This is a genomic window from Bacteroides celer (assembly GCF_002632415.2).
Taxonomy (GTDB): domain Bacteria; phylum Bacteroidota; class Bacteroidia; order Bacteroidales; family Bacteroidaceae; genus Bacteroides.
In genome coordinates this window covers 2691073-2709635 of sequence record NZ_CP178209.1, presented here as the reverse complement: position 1 = coordinate 2709635, position 18563 = coordinate 2691073, and the positions used below count along the sequence as shown (strand labels likewise).

16 protein-coding genes are annotated in these 18563 nt (G+C 42.5%); 9 read left to right on the top strand and 7 right to left on the bottom strand.

What is annotated here, in order from left to right; all coding sequences use genetic code 11:
• The first annotated feature begins 2 nt into the window (after nt 1-2).
• On the top strand, nt 3-1559 hold the full coding sequence (locus CJF29_RS10910) for an N-acetylmuramoyl-L-alanine amidase-like domain-containing protein (RefSeq protein WP_074557221.1): 1557 nt from the start codon (nt 3-5) through the stop codon (nt 1557-1559).
• 2 nt (nt 1560-1561) lie between these two features.
• Nucleotides 1562-2479 (top strand): PorV/PorQ family protein, encoded by a 918-nt coding sequence (locus CJF29_RS10905; protein WP_074557219.1) that lies wholly within the window; start codon nt 1562-1564, stop codon nt 2477-2479.
• Here CJF29_RS10905 and lipB read toward each other — a convergent pair.
• Nucleotides 2436-3119: a lipoyl(octanoyl) transferase LipB gene (gene lipB / locus CJF29_RS10900; protein WP_074557218.1), complete on the bottom strand. Its 684-nt coding sequence runs from the start codon at nt 3117-3119 to the stop codon at nt 2436-2438. The genes CJF29_RS10905 and lipB overlap by 44 nt on opposite strands.
• A gap of 66 nt (nt 3120-3185) precedes the next feature.
• Between lipB and CJF29_RS10895 the strand changes: the two genes are divergently transcribed.
• On the top strand, nt 3186-4025 hold the full coding sequence (locus CJF29_RS10895; RefSeq protein ID WP_074636520.1) for a helix-turn-helix domain-containing protein: 840 nt from the start codon (nt 3186-3188) through the stop codon (nt 4023-4025).
• Nucleotides 4026-4165: 140 nt separating this feature from the next.
• Here CJF29_RS10895 and CJF29_RS10890 read toward each other — a convergent pair whose 3' ends face one another.
• The 4 genes from CJF29_RS10890 to CJF29_RS10875 form a co-directional block, all read right to left on the bottom strand.
• Nucleotides 4166-6376: a heavy metal translocating P-type ATPase gene (locus tag CJF29_RS10890; protein ID WP_074557214.1), complete on the bottom strand. Its 2211-nt coding sequence runs from the start codon at nt 6374-6376 to the stop codon at nt 4166-4168.
• A gap of 97 nt (nt 6377-6473) precedes the next feature.
• The gene (locus tag CJF29_RS10885; RefSeq protein WP_074557212.1) at nt 6474-6797 is read right to left on the bottom strand and encodes a heavy-metal-associated domain-containing protein; all 324 of its coding nucleotides are present in this window, start codon (nt 6795-6797) and stop codon (nt 6474-6476) included.
• A gap of 73 nt (nt 6798-6870) precedes the next feature.
• Nucleotides 6871-9093 carry a TonB-dependent receptor gene (locus tag CJF29_RS10880; RefSeq protein ID WP_099145773.1) on the bottom strand — a complete coding sequence of 741 codons (2223 nt, stop codon included), beginning with the start codon at nt 9091-9093 and terminating at the stop codon, nt 6871-6873.
• A 124-nt stretch (nt 9094-9217) separates the two neighbouring features.
• Nucleotides 9218-9616 carry a hypothetical protein gene (locus CJF29_RS10875; protein ID WP_074557273.1) on the bottom strand — a complete coding sequence of 133 codons (399 nt, stop codon included), beginning with the start codon at nt 9614-9616 and terminating at the stop codon, nt 9218-9220.
• Nucleotides 9617-9813: 197 nt separating this feature from the next.
• On the opposite strand from CJF29_RS10875, the gene CJF29_RS10870 reads away from it, so the two are divergent.
• The 6 genes from CJF29_RS10870 to gcvP all read left to right on the top strand — a co-directional run bounded on the left by CJF29_RS10870 (nt 9814) and on the right by gcvP (nt 16578).
• Entirely contained in the window at nt 9814-10899 is a 1086-nt protein-coding gene (locus CJF29_RS10870; RefSeq protein WP_074557208.1) for a metallophosphoesterase, read from the top strand.
• A 74-nt stretch (nt 10900-10973) separates the two neighbouring features.
• Nucleotides 10974-11207 carry a YecH family metal-binding protein gene (locus CJF29_RS10865; protein ID WP_099145774.1) on the top strand — a complete coding sequence of 78 codons (234 nt, stop codon included), beginning with the start codon at nt 10974-10976 and terminating at the stop codon, nt 11205-11207.
• Between the two features lie 144 nt (nt 11208-11351).
• Nucleotides 11352-12203 (top strand): RsiV family protein, encoded by an 852-nt coding sequence (locus tag CJF29_RS10860; protein WP_074557205.1) that lies wholly within the window; start codon nt 11352-11354, stop codon nt 12201-12203.
• A gap of 113 nt (nt 12204-12316) precedes the next feature.
• Nucleotides 12317-12937, top strand: coding sequence for a 16S rRNA (guanine(527)-N(7))-methyltransferase RsmG (gene rsmG, locus CJF29_RS10855; protein ID WP_099145775.1), 621 nt, complete (start codon nt 12317-12319; stop codon nt 12935-12937).
• A 43-nt stretch (nt 12938-12980) separates the two neighbouring features.
• Nucleotides 12981-13619 carry an MBL fold metallo-hydrolase gene (locus tag CJF29_RS10850; protein WP_004311627.1) on the top strand — a complete coding sequence of 213 codons (639 nt, stop codon included), beginning with the start codon at nt 12981-12983 and terminating at the stop codon, nt 13617-13619.
• Nucleotides 13620-13728: 109 nt separating this feature from the next.
• Nucleotides 13729-16578: an aminomethyl-transferring glycine dehydrogenase gene (gene gcvP, locus CJF29_RS10845; protein WP_099145776.1), complete on the top strand. Its 2850-nt coding sequence runs from the start codon at nt 13729-13731 to the stop codon at nt 16576-16578.
• A 227-nt stretch (nt 16579-16805) separates the two neighbouring features.
• Here gcvP and CJF29_RS10840 read toward each other — a convergent pair whose 3' ends face one another.
• Both CJF29_RS10840 and CJF29_RS10835 read right to left on the bottom strand, forming a co-directional pair.
• The gene (locus CJF29_RS10840) at nt 16806-17375 is read right to left on the bottom strand and encodes a nitroreductase family protein (RefSeq protein WP_074636536.1); all 570 of its coding nucleotides are present in this window, start codon (nt 17373-17375) and stop codon (nt 16806-16808) included.
• A 67-nt stretch (nt 17376-17442) separates the two neighbouring features.
• Nucleotides 17443-18528 (bottom strand): HpaII family restriction endonuclease, encoded by a 1086-nt coding sequence (locus tag CJF29_RS10835; RefSeq protein WP_099145777.1) that lies wholly within the window; start codon nt 18526-18528, stop codon nt 17443-17445.
• Nucleotides 18529-18563: the final 35 nt, after the last annotated feature.

Here is an 18563-nt window from a genome sequence, read left to right as displayed (position 1 = left end):
TTATGAGGAGACTATTATCCATTATAGTATCACTTGTAACTGCCATATCATTTGCGCAGCAGCCCGTCGAGCTACCTTTGTGGCCCGACGGTGCTCCCAACTCCAGTGGACTAACCGGAGAAGAGCAGGAAACGCGTCCTCATTTTGTCACGAATGTCACGCATCCCACCCTGACGGTCTACCATCCGGAAAAGCCGAATGGAATGGCTATTATCATGTGTCCCGGAGGCGGTTATCGTGGACTGGGTATGGATGGAGAAGGGTATGATATGGCTCCCTGGTTCTGCGGACAAGGTATTACCTATATGGTATTAAAATACCGGATGCCGAACGGACATTGGGAAGTCCCCGTATCAGACGCCGAACAAGCCATTCGCATGGTACGCCAACATGCCAAAGAATGGAATGTCGATCCTTACAAGGTAGGATTAATGGGAGCCTCTGCGGGAGGGCATTTAACTGCTACACTCGCCACTCACTACAATTCGGAAACACGTCCGGACTTTCAGATATTACTTTATCCGGTAGTTACGATGATGCAAGTCACCCGGGGAAATACAAGAACTGCATTGCTAGGCAAAAATCCAACAATGGAACAAATACAGAAGTTTTCTGCCGAATTGCAAGTAACGCCCGATACTCCACAAGCATTTATCGCTCTTACCTCCGACGACCCTTCCGTAGCACCTTATCACGGAGTGAACTATTACCTCGCTTTACAAAAAAACAAGGTTCCGGCAACTCTCCATGTTTATCCTACCGGAGGACATGGCTGGGGATTTCAGGATCATTTTAAATATAAGCAACAATGGACACAGGAGTTGGAGAAATGGTTGCGCGACGGCGTTGTATTCCCGGAAAATCCCGAACCCATGTTACGAATCGGGAAATCTTACCTGGGAACTAAATACGTGGCTAACACATTAGATCAAGACGGAGAAGAATCATTAGTGATCCGGACCGATGCCGTAGATTGCCTCACTTTCGTAGAATACACGTTGGCACAGGCACTCGGTTCTTCCTTTGCCGACAATCTGCAAAAAATACGTTATCGGGACGGCATCATCAACGGATATCCTTCCCGGTTGCATTATACTTCCGAATGGATAGAGAACGGAATCCGCCACGGATTCCTCACCGACATTACTGCCAAAAACAGTGCACATACCCAGAAAATCTCTCTTTCGTATATGTCTACCCATCCCAAGCAATATAAAAAATTGGCTGATTCGCCGGAAAATGTACGACAAATGGCCGAATATGAAAAAGCAATCTCCGGAAAAGTCGTACATTGGTTGCCGAAAAGCGAACTGCCGGAAGCCGGATTGCCTTGGATTATGAATGGAGATATTATTGCTATTACAACGAAAATGTCCGGATTGGATATAGCTCATGTGGGAATAGCAGCATATAAAGAGGGAAAACTGCACCTGCTACACGCTTCTTCTACATTGGGAAAAGTAGTTGTCAGCGATGAACCTCTCAATCACATGCTAAACAACAATAAATCATGGACAGGCATACGTGTTGTCCGGATGTCTCACTCTAAAAATAACTGATTATGAAACGAGTAAAACATTTCCTTCTCATCTTGTGCTTATTCCCTACTTTGCTGGGAGCACAAGAAATGGCAAACGCCTACTTTCTGGAACTTACTCCGGACGCCCAATCGGCAGGTATGGCAGGTACAGGATTAGCTACCACCGATAACGGTAGTACAGCTATCTTTCATAATGCTTCTACCATCGCCTTCTCACAGGAAGTGATGGGGGCGAGTTATTCATACGCCAATATCAACAAAGACTATGCGCTACATAGTGCCTCCCTTTTCTATCGGATCGGCAGGGAAGGCATACATGGATTTGCTATAGGTTTCCGGCATTTCAAAGATCCCAAAGTATTTGATTACCGTCCGCATATATGGGATCTGGAAGCTGCCTATTTCAGAAATGTAGCCAAGAATCTATCTATGTCATTAACGTTCAGATACCTGCAAGCCAAAGCCGCAGAAGGTGCAGACACCAAGAATAGTGTTTGCCTGGACTTCGGTGCGACTTACTATCGCAGCATGGCTCTGTTGGACGAAATGGCTTCCTGGAGCATTGGTTTCCAAGCTGCCAACTTAGGCAAAAAACTGGATGGACAGAAGTTACCTGCCAGATTAGGCTTAGGAGGTACGATCGACCTGCCATTCAGTATAGAAAATCGTTTGCAGGTTGCGCTCGACTTTAATTACCTGCTTCCTTCTGAAATCCGTCATTTACAGGCCGGTATAGGAGCCGAATATAATTTCCTGAAATATGGTGTTGTCCGTGCAGGATACCATTTTGGAGACAAAGACAAAGGAATAGGTAACTACGGCACTTTAGGCTGCGGAATCAACTTCTGGCCGATACGTGCAGACTTCTCTTATGCCTTGGCTGACAAGGATTGCTTTATGCACCGCACTTGGCAGCTGGGAGTTGGAATAGTTTTCTAAGCTCATCTTCGAGACGTTGCTTCACTTCGTCCATCGGCACATCGTGCTTTAATTCCTGACGAAGAGAAGTGACGCCTTTATCTATAAACCCACAAGGGTGGATATAGCTGAAATAACGCAAATCCGTATTCACATTCAAAGCCAGTCCGTGCATAGTGACAAAGTGACTGCTCCTCACTCCGATAGCACAAATCTTACGTGCACGGGGCGTATCACCCTCCAGCCACACTCCTGTTGCTTTCTCTAAACGTCCGGCTTCAATGCCATAAGAAGCACATACACGAATCACCGCTTCTTCCAACAGATGGACGTATTCTTTCAATCCTAACTGAAATTCTTCAAGATTCAGTATCGGATAGCATACCAGTTGTCCGGGGCCATGATAGGTAATATCCCCTCCCCGATCAATATGATAAAGAGTAGCGTCAATAGCTTTCAGCTGTTCACCACTCAACAGCATATTATTTTCTTTCCCGCTACGCCCTAATGTATAAACATGGGGATGCTCGCACATTACGACACGATTTTCATAACTCCCGCCCTGAACTTTTGCCCGGACAATCTCATCAAACCATTCTGTCTGCCGTTGCCATGCTTCGGCATATGGGATAAAATTCCAATCAATAAAAACTGTTTTCATGAAAACAAAGGTAAGAAATAAAAAGAAAATGTGTACATTTGTTGGCCTAATATAACAAACACAACTATGAAAATGGACTTTCCACAGGTAGACTTGCCTACCGAAGTATTAGCATGGACGAATGTTACGGAAGACATTCTCAATATTTATAAGCAATCGTGCCGGTTGCAGGCATGTATTGTTGCCATCTGTACCGAAGGTTCGATGAAAGCCTCCATCAATCTGCTTGATTATGAAATTCGTCCTAATGACCTGATAACATTGTTACCGGGAACAATCATCCAGTTTCGGGAGAGAACAGAAAAAGTATGTCTTTGCTTTGCCGGCTTCTCTGCCCATTGTGCCGGACGAATCAATCTGATGAAGAATATCGGTAATGCATATCCCAAACTGATAGAGCAACCGGTGGTTCCTCTTAATGAAGAAGTAGCCAGTTATCTGAAAGACTATTTTGCTCTATTATCACGGGCCAGTTGCAATGAGAACTTCGAAATGGATTCCGAATTGGTTGAGTTATCCCTTCAGACTATCCTGACAAGCATACGACTGATATATCATAAATTTCCGGGTGAGAACAGCAGTTCGAATCGCAAAAAGGAAATCTGCCGGGAATTGATTCAAGCCATCACCGAGAATTATAAGAATGAACGTCGTGCACAATTCTACGCAGACAAACTGGGAATCTCGCTTCAGCATCTAAGCACAACCGTGAGACAAGTGACAGGTAAAAGTGTATTGGACACCATTGCTTATATTGTAATCATGGATGCCAAAGCGAAACTGAAAGGCACTAATATGACTATCCAAGAAATAGCTTATTCTTTAAACTTCCCCAGCGCCTCATTCTTTGGTAAGTATTTTAGGCGGTACGTAGGAATGACGCCATTGGAATTCAGAAACAGATAATTCTTATGAAGAGCGATAGAGGATAAAATTATAAACAACGAATTACAAAAAAACGAACGGTGAACAAATTGCGCATGATCCGCAAAGTATTCACCGTTTATTATTTACTTACAGTTTGTTTTCTTTTTACAGTCGCTTACTCATTTTCTTCCCAAGCTCAATGAATTGAGCACTACACTCACACTGGAGAAGGCCATTGCAGCACTTGCCAACATCGGATTCAATAACAAACCGTTCAATGGAAATAAGATACCGGCAGCAATAGGAATCCCGATCAGATTATAAATAAACGCCCAGAAAAGATTCTGATGAATCAGTTTGACCGTCTGCTTTGACAGCTGAAAAGCTTTAGGAAGCAGCAATAAATCCGATGTCATCAAGGTTACCATAGCTACGTCCATAGCAATATCAGTTCCTTTCCCCATGGCAATGCTCACGTCAGCCAGTGCTAGAGCCTGCGAATCATTGATACCATCTCCTACCATAGCGACTTTCTTTCCCTGCATTTGAAGCTCGCGCACAAATTCGGCCTTATCGTCCGGCAGAGCGTCAGCAACAAAACGTTCAATTCCTAAACGGGAAGAAACAGCTAATGCCGTCCGCTGCCCGTCACCCGTCAACATACAGATGTCAATACCTTGACGTTTCAGTTCTTTTACCGCTTCGGCAGAAGTAGCCTTTATCGGGTCAGAAACAGCAATGATAGCCAATAACTCGTTTTCGCGTCCAAAGTAGATAATACCATTGCCATCCGATTCATAGCGAACCAGCATTTCAGCCATCACATCATTTACTGTCGCACTGAAATCTTTTAGGAGTTTATGACTACCTACCCAGTAGGTATGTCCTTCATAAGAGACTTTGATTCCTTTTCCCGTAATACTTTCGAAACTATCCAACGTAGCAGGTTTTATTTTCTCTTCATCCTGAAGTGCAGAAACGATAGCACCGGCAAGCGGATGCTCCGATTTCATTTCTGCGGCTAAAAGCACATCTTTGAAATGAGGTTCCTGCGATTGTGCCCATAACCATCCGGTAGCAGTAGGGTGTCCTTCAGTCAATGTCCCGGTTTTATCCAGTACAACGACATCCACTTTACGCATTTGTTCCAAAGCTACTGCATCTTTAATCAGAATATGCTGGCTGGCAGCTTTACCTATTCCCACCATCAATGCAGTAGGCGTAGCAAGTCCCAAAGCACACGGACAAGCAATGACAAGAACAGAAACAGCCGACAGAATACCATAAGAGATATATTCACTACCACCGATGGCAACCCATAAAACAAATATCAGGATGGCAATACCCAATACGACAGGTACGAAAATTCCAGTAATACGGTCGACGATACGTTGCACGGGAGCTTTGCTACCCTGTGCTTCCTGCACCATGGAAATGATGCGGGCAAGCACCGTTTCACTACCTACCTGTGTGGCGTGTATGATAAATGAGCCACGCTGGTTGATCGTTCCTGCCAAGACTTTATCGCCTTTCTTCTTTTCTACCGGAACCGGTTCACCACTAATCATGCTTTCGTCAACATACGAATCGCCTTCGGAGAGTTGACCGTCCACAGGTATCTGTTCTCCCGGACGTACAACAACCATATCACCTATCTGGAGGTTCTCGATCAAAATCTCCTCTTCCACTCCATTGCGCAGAACCCGGGCAACTTTAGGCTGCATTCCCATCAACTTGCGAATAGCAGTCGAGGTATTGCCTTTAGCACGCTCCTCCATCAATTTTCCGGTAAGAACGAAAGCGATAATCACTGCAGAAGCCTCATAATAGACGTGCGGTTCCAATCCGCGAGCATACCAAAATTCGGGGAAAAAAGTATTGAACAGACTGAACAGAAAAGCAATGGAAGTACTAAGTGCAACCAGTGTATCCATATTGCTCCGTCCCAGTTTAGCCTGTTTCCAAGCCCCGGTAAAGAAACCACCTCCAAAAAAGACCATGACAGGGATAGCAAGTAGCATTTGAATCTCATTAGAGTATGGTACATGCATCAGTATCATGGAAAATACCAACAACGGTACTACCAAAATCCAAGCCCCAATCACTTTCCACTTCAAACGAGTGTAACGCATCTGCTGCTCCTCTTCCCGGCGTTCCTCTTTGTGGGCTTCTTCCACAATCAGATCATAACCTGCCGCAAGCACAGCCGCACGGATTTCTCCGGGAGTCAGCTGGTCTTTCTCATAAGAAACGGTCAATGTATTGGTAGCAAAATTAACGGAAGCCTCAATGACTCCCGGCAATTTTTTCACTGTTTTTTCTACATTATTGGCACATCCTGCACAATGCATATTAAGCACAGGAAATGCCTTTTTTATTGTGTTACCCATATAATTATTATTTATGGTCTTCCCTTCCTCCCGGAAAGAAGTCGGGGAAGAACCATTGTTTGTTTATAGAAACAAGCTAATACAGGTATTTGTTCAATTACTTCTTATCAGTCTTCTGATCGTCTTTCTTTGTTTCTTTTACAAATTCAGCTTCATAATTAAACTTGTTAAATCCTGCTTGCAAGTTCTTTACATTCGTTTTTTCAGCATCATATGTGATAGTCACCAATTTAGTTTTTACTTCGGTCGCAATATCCTTCAATCCTTTTTCAAAACGCATATTGTCTTTTACTTTCTTTTCGCATTTCTCACAATGCATCTGGGACACTTTAAATACGACTACACGAATATCTTTTGCCAATACAGCTGCTACACTCAAAAGAGCCACCACGCAAGTGGCCATCCATCTTTTTGTTTTCATTTTTCCTATCAGTTTAAAATTAGTATTCTTTATTTTCTATGCGATCGTTTCGCTACTCACTATTCTTCTGTTTTTACTCACTATTCCTAGCTAAATTAAAACGTATTCCGATATATCCTTTTGCCCCGTGTACCGGTCCCCATATCATCGTGGAATCAAAGTTGCTTCCCCAAGGATTTGCCGCATCGATAATCGGATTCTTTTGTTTGAAATTGGTCAGGTTCTCGCCTCCTACATAGATAGACCAGCGGCGGAAGTAACGTGTCACCTGTAAGCTCAACTGCTCAAAACTACCATAACGGCGTTCCCAAGACAACTGTCCATCTCCCAATTCATAAGGAGTAGGCATCCTACCTCCACCATTCAGTTGCAGTGTTGCATCAAACTGCCAAATTCCCAGCGGAGTCTGGTAGGAAGCAGTGAGCAAGCCTTTGTATTTGCTGGTTAGAGGTTTCTCCATTCGCACTCCCTTGTAAGTCGTTTTTGCATCCGTGAGTCGGTAGGCTCCTGTCAAGGTAAATCCTTTAAAGAAAGGATAACTTGCTTCCACCTGAAATACATGCGAGTAAGAACGTCCATCCAAATTATAGAAAGCCACTTCATGAGGGTTGCTATCCATATCCACTATTACTTGTTTCAAGAAATCCGTGTAATAGTATTCCGCATTTACATTCAGCGTCTTGCCGAATATAGGAATATAAGTAGATACACTAGCACCGTAATTCCATGCTTCTTCCATATCCAGATTCTTAGCTATTTCTACCCTACGACTACTGGAAAGCAGATAATTGTTTTCTGCCAGCACATGATTGGTACGATACCCTTTTCCGGCAGAAAGACGGAAGTTCACATAATCATTCGGATTGTATTTAAGATGTGCACGCGGAGTCACAAAGAAACCATGTTCGTTACTGTAGTCTCCACGCAAACCCGCCATCACCATCCATTTATCATTCAGGTTCAACGTATATTGCACGTATGCACCGGGAACAGCTTCCTTTTCAAAAGCTTTGAGAGGATTATCCGTATTATTCTCCAAACGATAATGCTGGTCGTAAGCGTCATAATTGAAGCTTAATCCTGCGGAAAAACTGTTCTGCGGATTAAATTCCGTTTCAAACATCAGCGAAGCATAAACGTTGGTTTGATCCACATTATACAGTTTGCGCCCATACGTAGCATCCTGATTGTGCAAAGTAGCGGAAAGAATCAAAGCCAGATTCGTATTCTTCTCCTTATTAAATATGTACGCATTCTTGGTGAAGAATTCATAACGTTCCGTATCAATCCCCACTTTATATAAATCACCGGAGTGTATTGCCCCTCCATGATTGGCTTGTCCGCTGGTACGTGTTTCGGAAAGAACTTTGATACCTGCCTGAAAAACATAATGGTCGCCCATATATGTCCATCGGTTCCACACGTTATACTGCTCTACTTGAGGAATATCCACAAATCCGTCATCATTACCATCATGTGCTTTAGTCTCATTTTCATAATGCGCCAGCAGAGAAGTGCTCCACCGTTTGGAAAGTTTCAATGTAGCATCTGCATTGGCTTCATACCGGTTGGTAGTGCTTGCAAAAAGATTGGCAGATACCCAGTCGGCTTCCGGCAACTGCGGCTTCTTAAATTCCACGTTAATCTGTCCCGTGATGGCTTCATAACCATTCTTTACTGAAGATGTTCCTTTGGAAACTTGTATACTCTGCATCCACGGACCCGGGACATACCCTAGTCCATAAGGAGAAGCCGCTCCACGATAATTCGGAATATTTTCCGTCAACATCTGCACATAAGTGCCGGACAGTCCCAACAATTTAATCTGCTTGGCCCCTGTTGCTGCATCAGAATAGCTCACATCTACCGAAGGATTGGTCACAAAACTTTCACCCAGATTACAACAAGCAGCTCTACTCAGTTCAGCACTGCTTATCATATCTTCGTTCATCACGCTACTGCGTAATTTCATCGTTCCTAATTTGCGAGTGACAATATTCACCTCATTCAATTCCACTCCATCACGAAGCACAATATCCAACTGCTGATTTTTACTGCTCACATGAATGGTATCATTCTGGAAACCAATAAAACTGATTATTAACATGTGGCTTTTGGAAGGTTTTACAATAGAAAAACTACCATCTTCCTTAGTTGTCACTCCTTGTCCTGTATTCATCCAGAACACATTTGCACCCGGAATAGCCTCCCCAGCACTATCTTTCACTGTTCCCCGTACTTGCGCATATATATTACCGGCAAATAACAGGAACAGTCCTATTATCATATATTTCATTCTTTCTAAAGTTACTTTCGAGATACAAAATTAATTCATTTCTCATGCAACTTAGTTGCATTCAGTTTTGCTTTACTTTCATATTCAATAGAAAGCAAAGGAATAAATAAGAAAGAAATAGTGGCTAAATAATATAAGTGGAATATAACGCCAGCTTCTGCCTCGAACAGAGAGGTGGCGGAGAGGTCAGACTATCATATTCTACCGGTTTATCCGCATAGGTCGGAGTCAACAGATAGCAAAAATGCTCACACAAAAGATCGACTACTAAAGCAGATGTTGTCAGTTCAGTAGCATGTTTCATCAAATCGAGCTTATAGATAGTAGCTGTACAACCTTTATCTTTACAACCTTTTTTTGAATCACAAGTATGAGCCTTTTTACACTTCGGACAGCCTGTATCACAACAGCTCTGCACCGTTTCACAACGGGCGCAGCAATAACGCACAATAGAGACTCCGCCTCCTGAATAGATAATCAGGAGAGAGAGGATGAGTGCTGTTATGTAGGCTAGTCTTTTCATTTCAGAGGACAAAGATAAGAATAAAAACAGATTTTCCTATAATTTTTCGTAATTAAGATTCAATCAATCCGTTACAGACACCATTCCCTTTCCTTTATTTGGCTATTTTAGAGTCATATCAGCACTATTAACTCTTTTTACTCAACAATAAAACCTATCTTTGCCCCAATAATTCCTCTGATTTTTAAGTAAACACTATGCTTACATATTTACTGATTATTATCACTCTTTATCTGGTAGGTAATGCCTACATATTTATCAGAGCAAAACAAGCTCTGAAGGTTAAATCTCTCGGAGTAAAAATATTCCTGACCGTTTTATTCTGGATATGTGCTTTATCCTTTTTCGGCACGATGCTGGCTCGTAACCTTGAGATACCTGTCTTTATCTCCCATTCGATGTACACCATTGGAACAAGTTGGCTGATATTTACTTTATACATGGCATTATTCCTACTTTTGTTTGATATCTTGAAATTATTCAAAGTTGTCTGCAAATATAGGTTCTATCTGTCTTTAGTGTTCACGTTGGGACTGCTGGGATATGGAGTGTATAACTATCATCATCCGGAAACCAATGTAGTCAGCATTTTAACCAATAAACAATATGAAGATACTCCCCAAGCAATTAAAATCGTTGCAATCAGCGATGTTCACTTGGGAAATGGTACAGGGAAAGCCGCATTAAAAAAATATGTGGAAATGATAAATGCACAGCATCCCGACTTGATACTGATTAGTGGCGACTTGATTGATAATAGCGTCGTACCTCTTTATACAGAGAATATGGCGGAAGAATTGGGCGACTTGAAAGCTCCTATGGGTATCTATATGGTTCTCGGCAATCACGAATACATTAGTGGTATCGATGAAAGTATCCGATATATAAAAAGCACTCCAATACAATTATTGCGCGATTCAGTAGTCACACTTCCTAATGGCATCCAACTGATAGGACGTGATGACCGCCATAACCGCAAGCGTCGTTCCCTGCAAGAATTAATGGTGAATGTCAATAAAAGCAAACCTATCATTTTATTGGATCATCAACCTTTTGATTTAGAAGAAACAGAAGCTGCCGGCATCGACCTGCAATTCAGCGGGCATACACACCACGGACAAATATGGCCTATTAGTTGGGTGACCGAATCTATATTCGAGCAAAGCCACGGTTATCGCCAATGGGGAAACAGTCACGTGTATGTATCTTCCGGATTATCTCTTTGGGGACCACCTTTCAGAATAGGAACGTATAGTGAAATGGTTATTTTCAATTTTCAATGAATATTATGCAGTTTTGTCACATATGTTACAGTTTCTGAGTAATCTCTGCCCTATCTTTGCAGAAAAAAAAGATTATGGAACAATTACATGCTCATGAAGTCCTCCACATGATGGAAGGAAATAGCTACTCGGAATCATCATTGCGGGAAGCAATCATTAAGAAGTTTGGCTCACAGCAATGTTTTTATACTTGCTCGGCAGAAAACATGGATGTAGATACCCTTATCGAATTTCTCAAAATGAAAGGGAAGTTTATGCCTGCTGAAGATGGATTCACAGTAGATATCACTAAAGTTTGCAAGCATTGATTGGCGGATAATATCCGCCAATCCCATTTTAGGGGATAAATAGCTGCAAATTTTTCTGTTTTTATTAGCCCGATTCACGAATTTCATCTATATTTGTCAATAGTGAATGATAAAACAAATGTTGAATTTACAGAAAAAACGGGTATGAAAAAACAATATGTCAGTCTGCTTGCAATTATACTTTCGGTAAGCGGCTTTTTGTTTTCTTGTCATGACAAGATGAACAAAAACACAGGTGCGTTACAGTTTGATAGCATTCAAGTGAATAAGACAGCGCACCTCTTCAATGATACAGCCAAACCGGCCTGCAATATTATTATTAATTTTGCTTATCCGGTAAAATCATCGGATGATATGCTGAAAGACAGTCTGAATACTTATTTCATTTCGGCCTGTTTCGGTGATAAATACATCGGTGAAAAACCGGAAGAAGTTGTAAAGCAATATACCGAGAATTATATCAGTGAATACCGTCGCGATCTCGAGCCTATGTATACCGAGGATGAGAAAGACAAGGAAGACGAATCATCCATCGGTGCCTGGTATTCTTATTATAAAGGTATAGAAAGCCATGTGCAACTGTATGATAAAGACCTACTTGTATATCGCATCGACTATAACGAATATACCGGAGGTGCACATGGAATTTACATGGCAACTTATTTAAATATGGACCTCACCCTGATGCGTCCGCTCCGTCTCGATGATATTTTTGTCGGAGACTACAAAGATGCATTGACCGACCTGATCTGGAATCAGCTCATGGCAGATAACAAAGTGACCACTCACGAAGCATTGGAAGACATGGGATATGCTTCAACCGGTGACATCACTCCGACAGAGAATTTCTACCTAAGCAAAGAAGGAGTCACCTTCTATTATAATGTATATGATATCACTCCTTATTCTATGGGACCTGTAAAGGTAACAATCCCATTTGCTATGATGGAACATCTATTAGGCAGTAACCCAATTCTGGGAGAACTGAAAAATTAAAAATCATAAAAAGCTGAACACCAATGAATATCCTGTTGTTATCACTTCCATGTGACAGAATAGGATATTCATCCACATCTATCATTCAAAACTTATAATTCAAAATTCAAACAGTGGAAATCATACTGAAATATTTTCCTGATCTGACGGAAGAGCAGCGCAAACAATTTGCAGCTCTATACGACCTCTACACTGACTGGAATTCAAAAATCAACGTTATCTCCCGCAAGGACATTGAGAATTTATATGAGCATCATGTGCTCCATTCATTAGGCATTGCCAAAGTCATCCAATTCCGCCCCGGAACCAGCATCATGGACTTGGGTACAGGAGGAGGTTTTCCCGGCATTCCTTTAGCAATCCTGTTTCCCGAGGTAAAATTCCACCTCGTAGACAGCATCGGCAAGAAAGTACGTGTAGCAACCGAAGTGGCAAATGCCATCGGACTGAAAAATGTGATTTTCCGCCATGCCCGTGCAGAAGAGGAGAAACAAACGTTCGACTTTGTTGTCAGCCGTGCCGTAATGCCTTTGGCGGATTTGATTAAGATTATCAAAAAGAATATCTCTTCGAAACAACAGAATGCATTGCCCAACGGACTTATCTGTCTCAAAGGCGGTGAACTGGAGCACGAAACAATGCCGTTCAAACATAAAACGGTCATTCATAGCTTGAGCGACAACTTCGAGGAAGAGTTCTTTAAAACAAAAAAAGTGGTATATGTTCCGATTTAAACAAGACTATATGTTCTGATAGATGATAAATCATAGAGAAACCATGAAAATAAAAAGATTTGAATTTAATATGTTTCCCGTAAATTGCTACGTATTATGGGATGACACTAAAGAAGCAGTCGTAATTGATCCGGGCTGTTTCTATGAAGAAGAAAAGCAGGCACTGAAAAAGTTCATTCTGACCAATGAACTGAATGTAAAGCATCTGCTGAATACTCATTTACACCTGGATCATATCTTCGGAAATCCGTTCATGCTAAAAGAATTCGGATTATCGGCAGAAGCAAACAAAGCAGACGAGTACTGGATTGACGAAGCACCGAAACAAAGCAGAATGTTTGGTTTTCAGTTGCAGGAAGAACCTGTACCACTGGGCAAATACCTGCATGACGGAGATATCATCACTTTCGGACATACCAAACTGGAAGCGATACACGTGCCCGGACATTCACCCGGTAGCTTGGTGTACTATTGCAAAGAAGACAACTGCATGTTCTCCGGCGACGTCCTGTTCCAAGGCAGCATCGGCCGCGCTGATCTCACAGGAGGTAACTTCGATGAACTGATAGAACATATTTGCAGCCGTTTATTTGTTCTCCCCAACGAAACAGTCGTTTATCCGGGGCACGGTGCTCCCACGACTATCGGAATGGAGAAAGCTGAAAACCCATTTTTTAGATAATAAAAAAAGAATAAGTATCAAGTATTAGGTATTAACAAGGTGAATCGCCCATTAACTGCGGTAATACTTAATACTTGATACTTAACACTTAATTTAATACTTGATTATTATGAAAACCGATTTGTTAGCTAGCCGTCACATCGGCATCAATGAACAAGATACAGCCATAATGCTCCGCAAAATTGGCGTGAACTCACTGGACGAACTGATTAATCAGACAATTCCCGCCAATATACGGCTGAAAGAGCCACTAGCATTGACTAGTCCGCTGACGGAATACGAATTTGGAAAACACATCGCTGAACTGGCAGCTAAAAACAAACTATATACTACATATATCGGTTTGGGATGGTACAACACGATCACTCCGGCCGTTATCCAGCGGAATGTATTCGAAAACCCGGTATGGTATACTTCTTACACTCCGTACCAGACAGAGGTATCGCAAGGACGTCTGGAAGCATTGATGAATTTCCAGACAGCCGTATGTGATCTTACTGCCATGCCACTCGCCAACTGCTCACTTCTGGACGAAGCAACTGCCGCCGCCGAAGCCGTAAGCATGATGTATGCCTTACGCTCTCGCGCACAACAGAAAGCCAATGCGAACGCAGTCTTCGTAGACGAGAATATTTTTCCGCAGACATTAGCTGTTATGACTACACGTGCCGTACCCCAAGGCATCGAACTACGTGTAGGCAAATATAAAGATTTTGAACCTTCACCGGAAGTGTTTGCCTGTATTCTGCAATATCCGAACTCACATGGAAACGTAGAGGACTATTCCGAATTTACCGAAAAGGCACATGCTGCAGACTGCAAAGTAGCTGTTGCCGCTGATATTTTAAGTCTCGCCCTGCTAACTCCTCCGGGAGAATGGGGAGCAGATATTGTATTCGGAACCACACAACGTCTGGGTACTCCAATGTTCTATGGCGGTCCGTCGGCTGCTTTCTTTGCTACCAAAGATGAATATAAACGGAATATGCCGGGACGAATCATCGGATGGTCCAAAGACAAATATGGCAAGCTCTGCTACCGAATGGCTTTACAGACACGTGAACAACATATCAAACGGGAAAAAGCAACTTCAAATATCTGTACCGCACAAGCACTATTAGCTACTATGGCAGGCTTTTATGCTGTTTATCACGGTCAGGAGGGTATCACTACAATTGCATCGCGTATACACAGCATTACTGTATTTCTTGAAAAGCAATTAAAGAAATGCGGATATACACAAGTCAACGCTCAATACTTTGACACCTTACGTTTCGAATTGCCCGAACACGTTTCGGCACAGCAAATCCGTACGATAGCACTTACCAAAGAAGTTAATCTGCGCTATTATGAAAATGGCAATGTCGGTTTCAGCATTGACGAAACAACAGACGTGGCAGCTGCCAATGTGTTGCTCTCGATTTTTGCCATTGCCGCCGGAAAAGATTATCAGAAAGTGGACGATATTCCGGAAAGAAGCAATATCGACAAGGCTTTGAAACGTACAACGCCTTTCCTGACACACGAAGTATTCAGCAAGTATCACACGGAAACAGAGATGATGCGTTACATCAAACGTCTGAACCGCAAAGATATTTCTCTTGCACAATCTATGATTTCCCTCGGTTCATGTACAATGAAGCTGAATGCAGCCGCGGAAATGTTGCCTTTAAGCCGTCCCGAGTTTATGGGTATGCACCCGCTGGTCCCGGAAGACCAGGCAGAAGGTTATCGTGAATTAATCAAGAACCTAAGTGAAGATTTGAAAGTTATCACCGGATTTGCAGGAGTCAGCCTACAACCCAATTCGGGTGCTGCGGGAGAATATGCAGGCCTTCGTGTAATTCGTGCCTATCTCGAAAGTATCGGTCAGGGACACCGGAACAAAGTCTTGATTCCAGCTTCGGCTCACGGAACAAATCCTGCGTCTGCTATACAGGCAGGCTTCGTAACTGTTACCTGTGCATGCGACGAGCAGGGGAATGTAGAAATGGCTGACCTACGTGCAAAAGCTGAAGAAAATAAAGATGAATTGGCTGCACTGATGATTACTTATCCTTCTACACATGGTATCTTCGAGACCGAGATAAAAGAGATTTGCGACATCATTCACGCCTGTGGTGCACAAGTATATATGGACGGAGCCAACATGAATGCACAGGTAGGATTAACCAATCCGGGATTCATCGGTGCAGATGTCTGTCACTTGAATCTTCATAAAACATTCGCTTCCCCTCATGGTGGCGGAGGTCCGGGAGTCGGTCCTATCTGCGTAGCCGAACATCTGGTTCCTTTCCTTCCCGGACACGGAATCTTCGGCAATTCACAAAATCAAGTATCGGCAGCCCCATTCGGCAGTGCAGGTATTCTGCCTATCACATACGGATATATCCGTATGATGGGTGCAGAAGGACTGACACAGGCAACTAAAATTGCGATCCTGAACGCTAATTATCTGGCTACTTGTCTGAAAGATACGTATGGAGTTGTTTATCGGGGAGCCAACGGTTTCGTAGGACACGAAATGATTCTGGAATGCCGGAAAGTACATGAGGAAGCAGGTATCTCGGAGAATGATATTGCCAAACGTCTGATGGATTATGGTTATCATGCTCCTACCCTCTCTTTCCCTGTCCACGGTACGTTGATGATTGAACCGACAGAAAGTGAAAGTCTGGCAGAACTAGACAATTTCGTAGATGTCATGCTGAATATCTGGAAAGAAATTCAAGAAGTAAAGAATGGCGAAGCGGATAAAGATGATAATGTATTGATTAATGCTCCTCATCCGGAATACGAAATTGTAAGTGATCGTTGGGAACACTCATATACACGCGAGAAAGCAGCCTATCCTATAGAAAGCGTACGTGATAATAAATTCTGGATAAATGTAGCTCGCGTAGATAATACCTTGGGAGACCGCAAACTGTTGCCAACCCGATATGGATCTTTTGACTGATATGTCCTTTTGAAACAGGGCAGACAGTCTACCTAAATCAGGAAAAGATAGTATAAAAATAAAGCGGCGTTTTAGGAGTCCTAAAGTGCCGCTTTACAATGTGTAAAGCACCACTTTAAGTATCGTAAGACACCGCTTTAAGCGTATTGAGGTGTCGGACCAAGAACATCAAGGTACCGCTTCAAGAATAATGAAATGTCGTTTCACAAATAGAGTGCCGGGTATTTCTATTCCACGATGGTTATCGCACCGGCTTTTATCTTTTTCTCTTTCATCGGAATCTTAGGATCGGCATATCCCAGAGCTACACAACCGTAGACTTTATGATTGGCAGGAACACCTAAAGCAGTAATAAATTCACGAACCTCCGGATCGTCACATGTTGTTCCCAACTGATTGATCCAACAAGAGCCGATACCTAAAGACTGGGCAGCCAGAAACATATTTTCTATAGCACAGGCACAATCCATACCAGCCCACCATTGAGTAGGCTCATTAGATACAATCACTAAAGTCGGAGCATGATAATAGCAACAATAAGTCTTGCTATGTCCACGTTCCTGCAAACGAGAATCGTCGCTTTTTGCAAAAGCTCCTTTAATCCGTTCATTCAGTTCTGTCAACTTATCCATATTTTGAATAGCTGTAAAATGCCATGTTTCCAAATGCATTCCACTCGGTGCATAAGTTGCAGCTTCCAAAATGGCCTGCAAATCCTCTTCTGAAACTTGCTGGCCTGTATAAGCCCGTACGCTACGGCGTGCTTTCATGTTCTCTAAAACTTCATTTGTTTTCATGGATAACAAGTATTTTATATAAGTATGTCATCATTATTAGTTTGACTCATCAATGCTTCGTACTTTTCTACCGTTTGACCAGCCCAATCTTTGCATTCAGTTTGAAATAATAGACTCCATTCTCCCTCTCCAAAAATCCGTATTTGTCTTTCTCTAAAGATCCTTTTTCTAAACGAGTATTTAGAAACAAGAAATCCTCCATTATTTGCTTTTCCGATTTATGATAACAGAGCACTTCTCCACTTCCATCCACCAACAGAATACCTTCCACAGCCGAATCCAATCCATTGTAAATCTTTGCAGGACGCATTCCCAATGCTAATGCCATCAAGAACTGCTTCATCTTGAATTCATAGAACTTATGCTTATTGATTAGTTCATCTTTAATCTTCAACGGATTCATTTGTTTGATAATTTCTGTCAACTCACCAATACGGGAGATGCCATCCAAATGCATGATACGAACCATTTCTGTCAGTACACGTGGAAAATGCAGATCAATCATCAACAGATTACTGCGGAACACACGGTCGGCTACATCAGCGTATTTAAGTACGCCACCCAAACGTTCGATCATCATCATCCGTTCGGCAACCTCATTCGGAGATTCAGGCAAAGCATTGATTTTATTCACTGTTGGAGTAGCAAATTTGATTCCGCTCTGTTCCAATTTAAGATTCGCTGCACGTCCTCCGTCCAGCAACGGATTCATTGCGCCCAATCGTGAGCGGACATTGAACCCTCTTAACGGAGCTTTCGGATGCCAAAATGCAACGGAAAAATCTGTACGATCTTCTGTTTTTGCTTCCAAATCGAAAATGGCAGCTTCGTCTAAAAACTCTTCTACTCCTTCCGGAGAAGCAACATCATTTTCCGAAGAAGATTTCACTGCCTGCAATATCAGATCAGCTACAATACCAAAATCTTCACGAGGCATGGACTTACTCCCATTCTCTCCTTCTATACGAATCGTATCTTCTTCAATATAATATTGACGTGTTCCATCATGTTCTTCCCGTTGAATCATTGCAACAGGCCAAAATGTATCTCCCGCCTTTGCTTCTGCCGTGCCTAACACTACTTTTCCGTCTGCTAAGAGACGAAAGAAAGAATAGAGTTCGCACCATTCTTTTTTGGTTGCTTCAAATGCCATATATTTTTGTTCTTCTTTATTTTACTACAAATGTT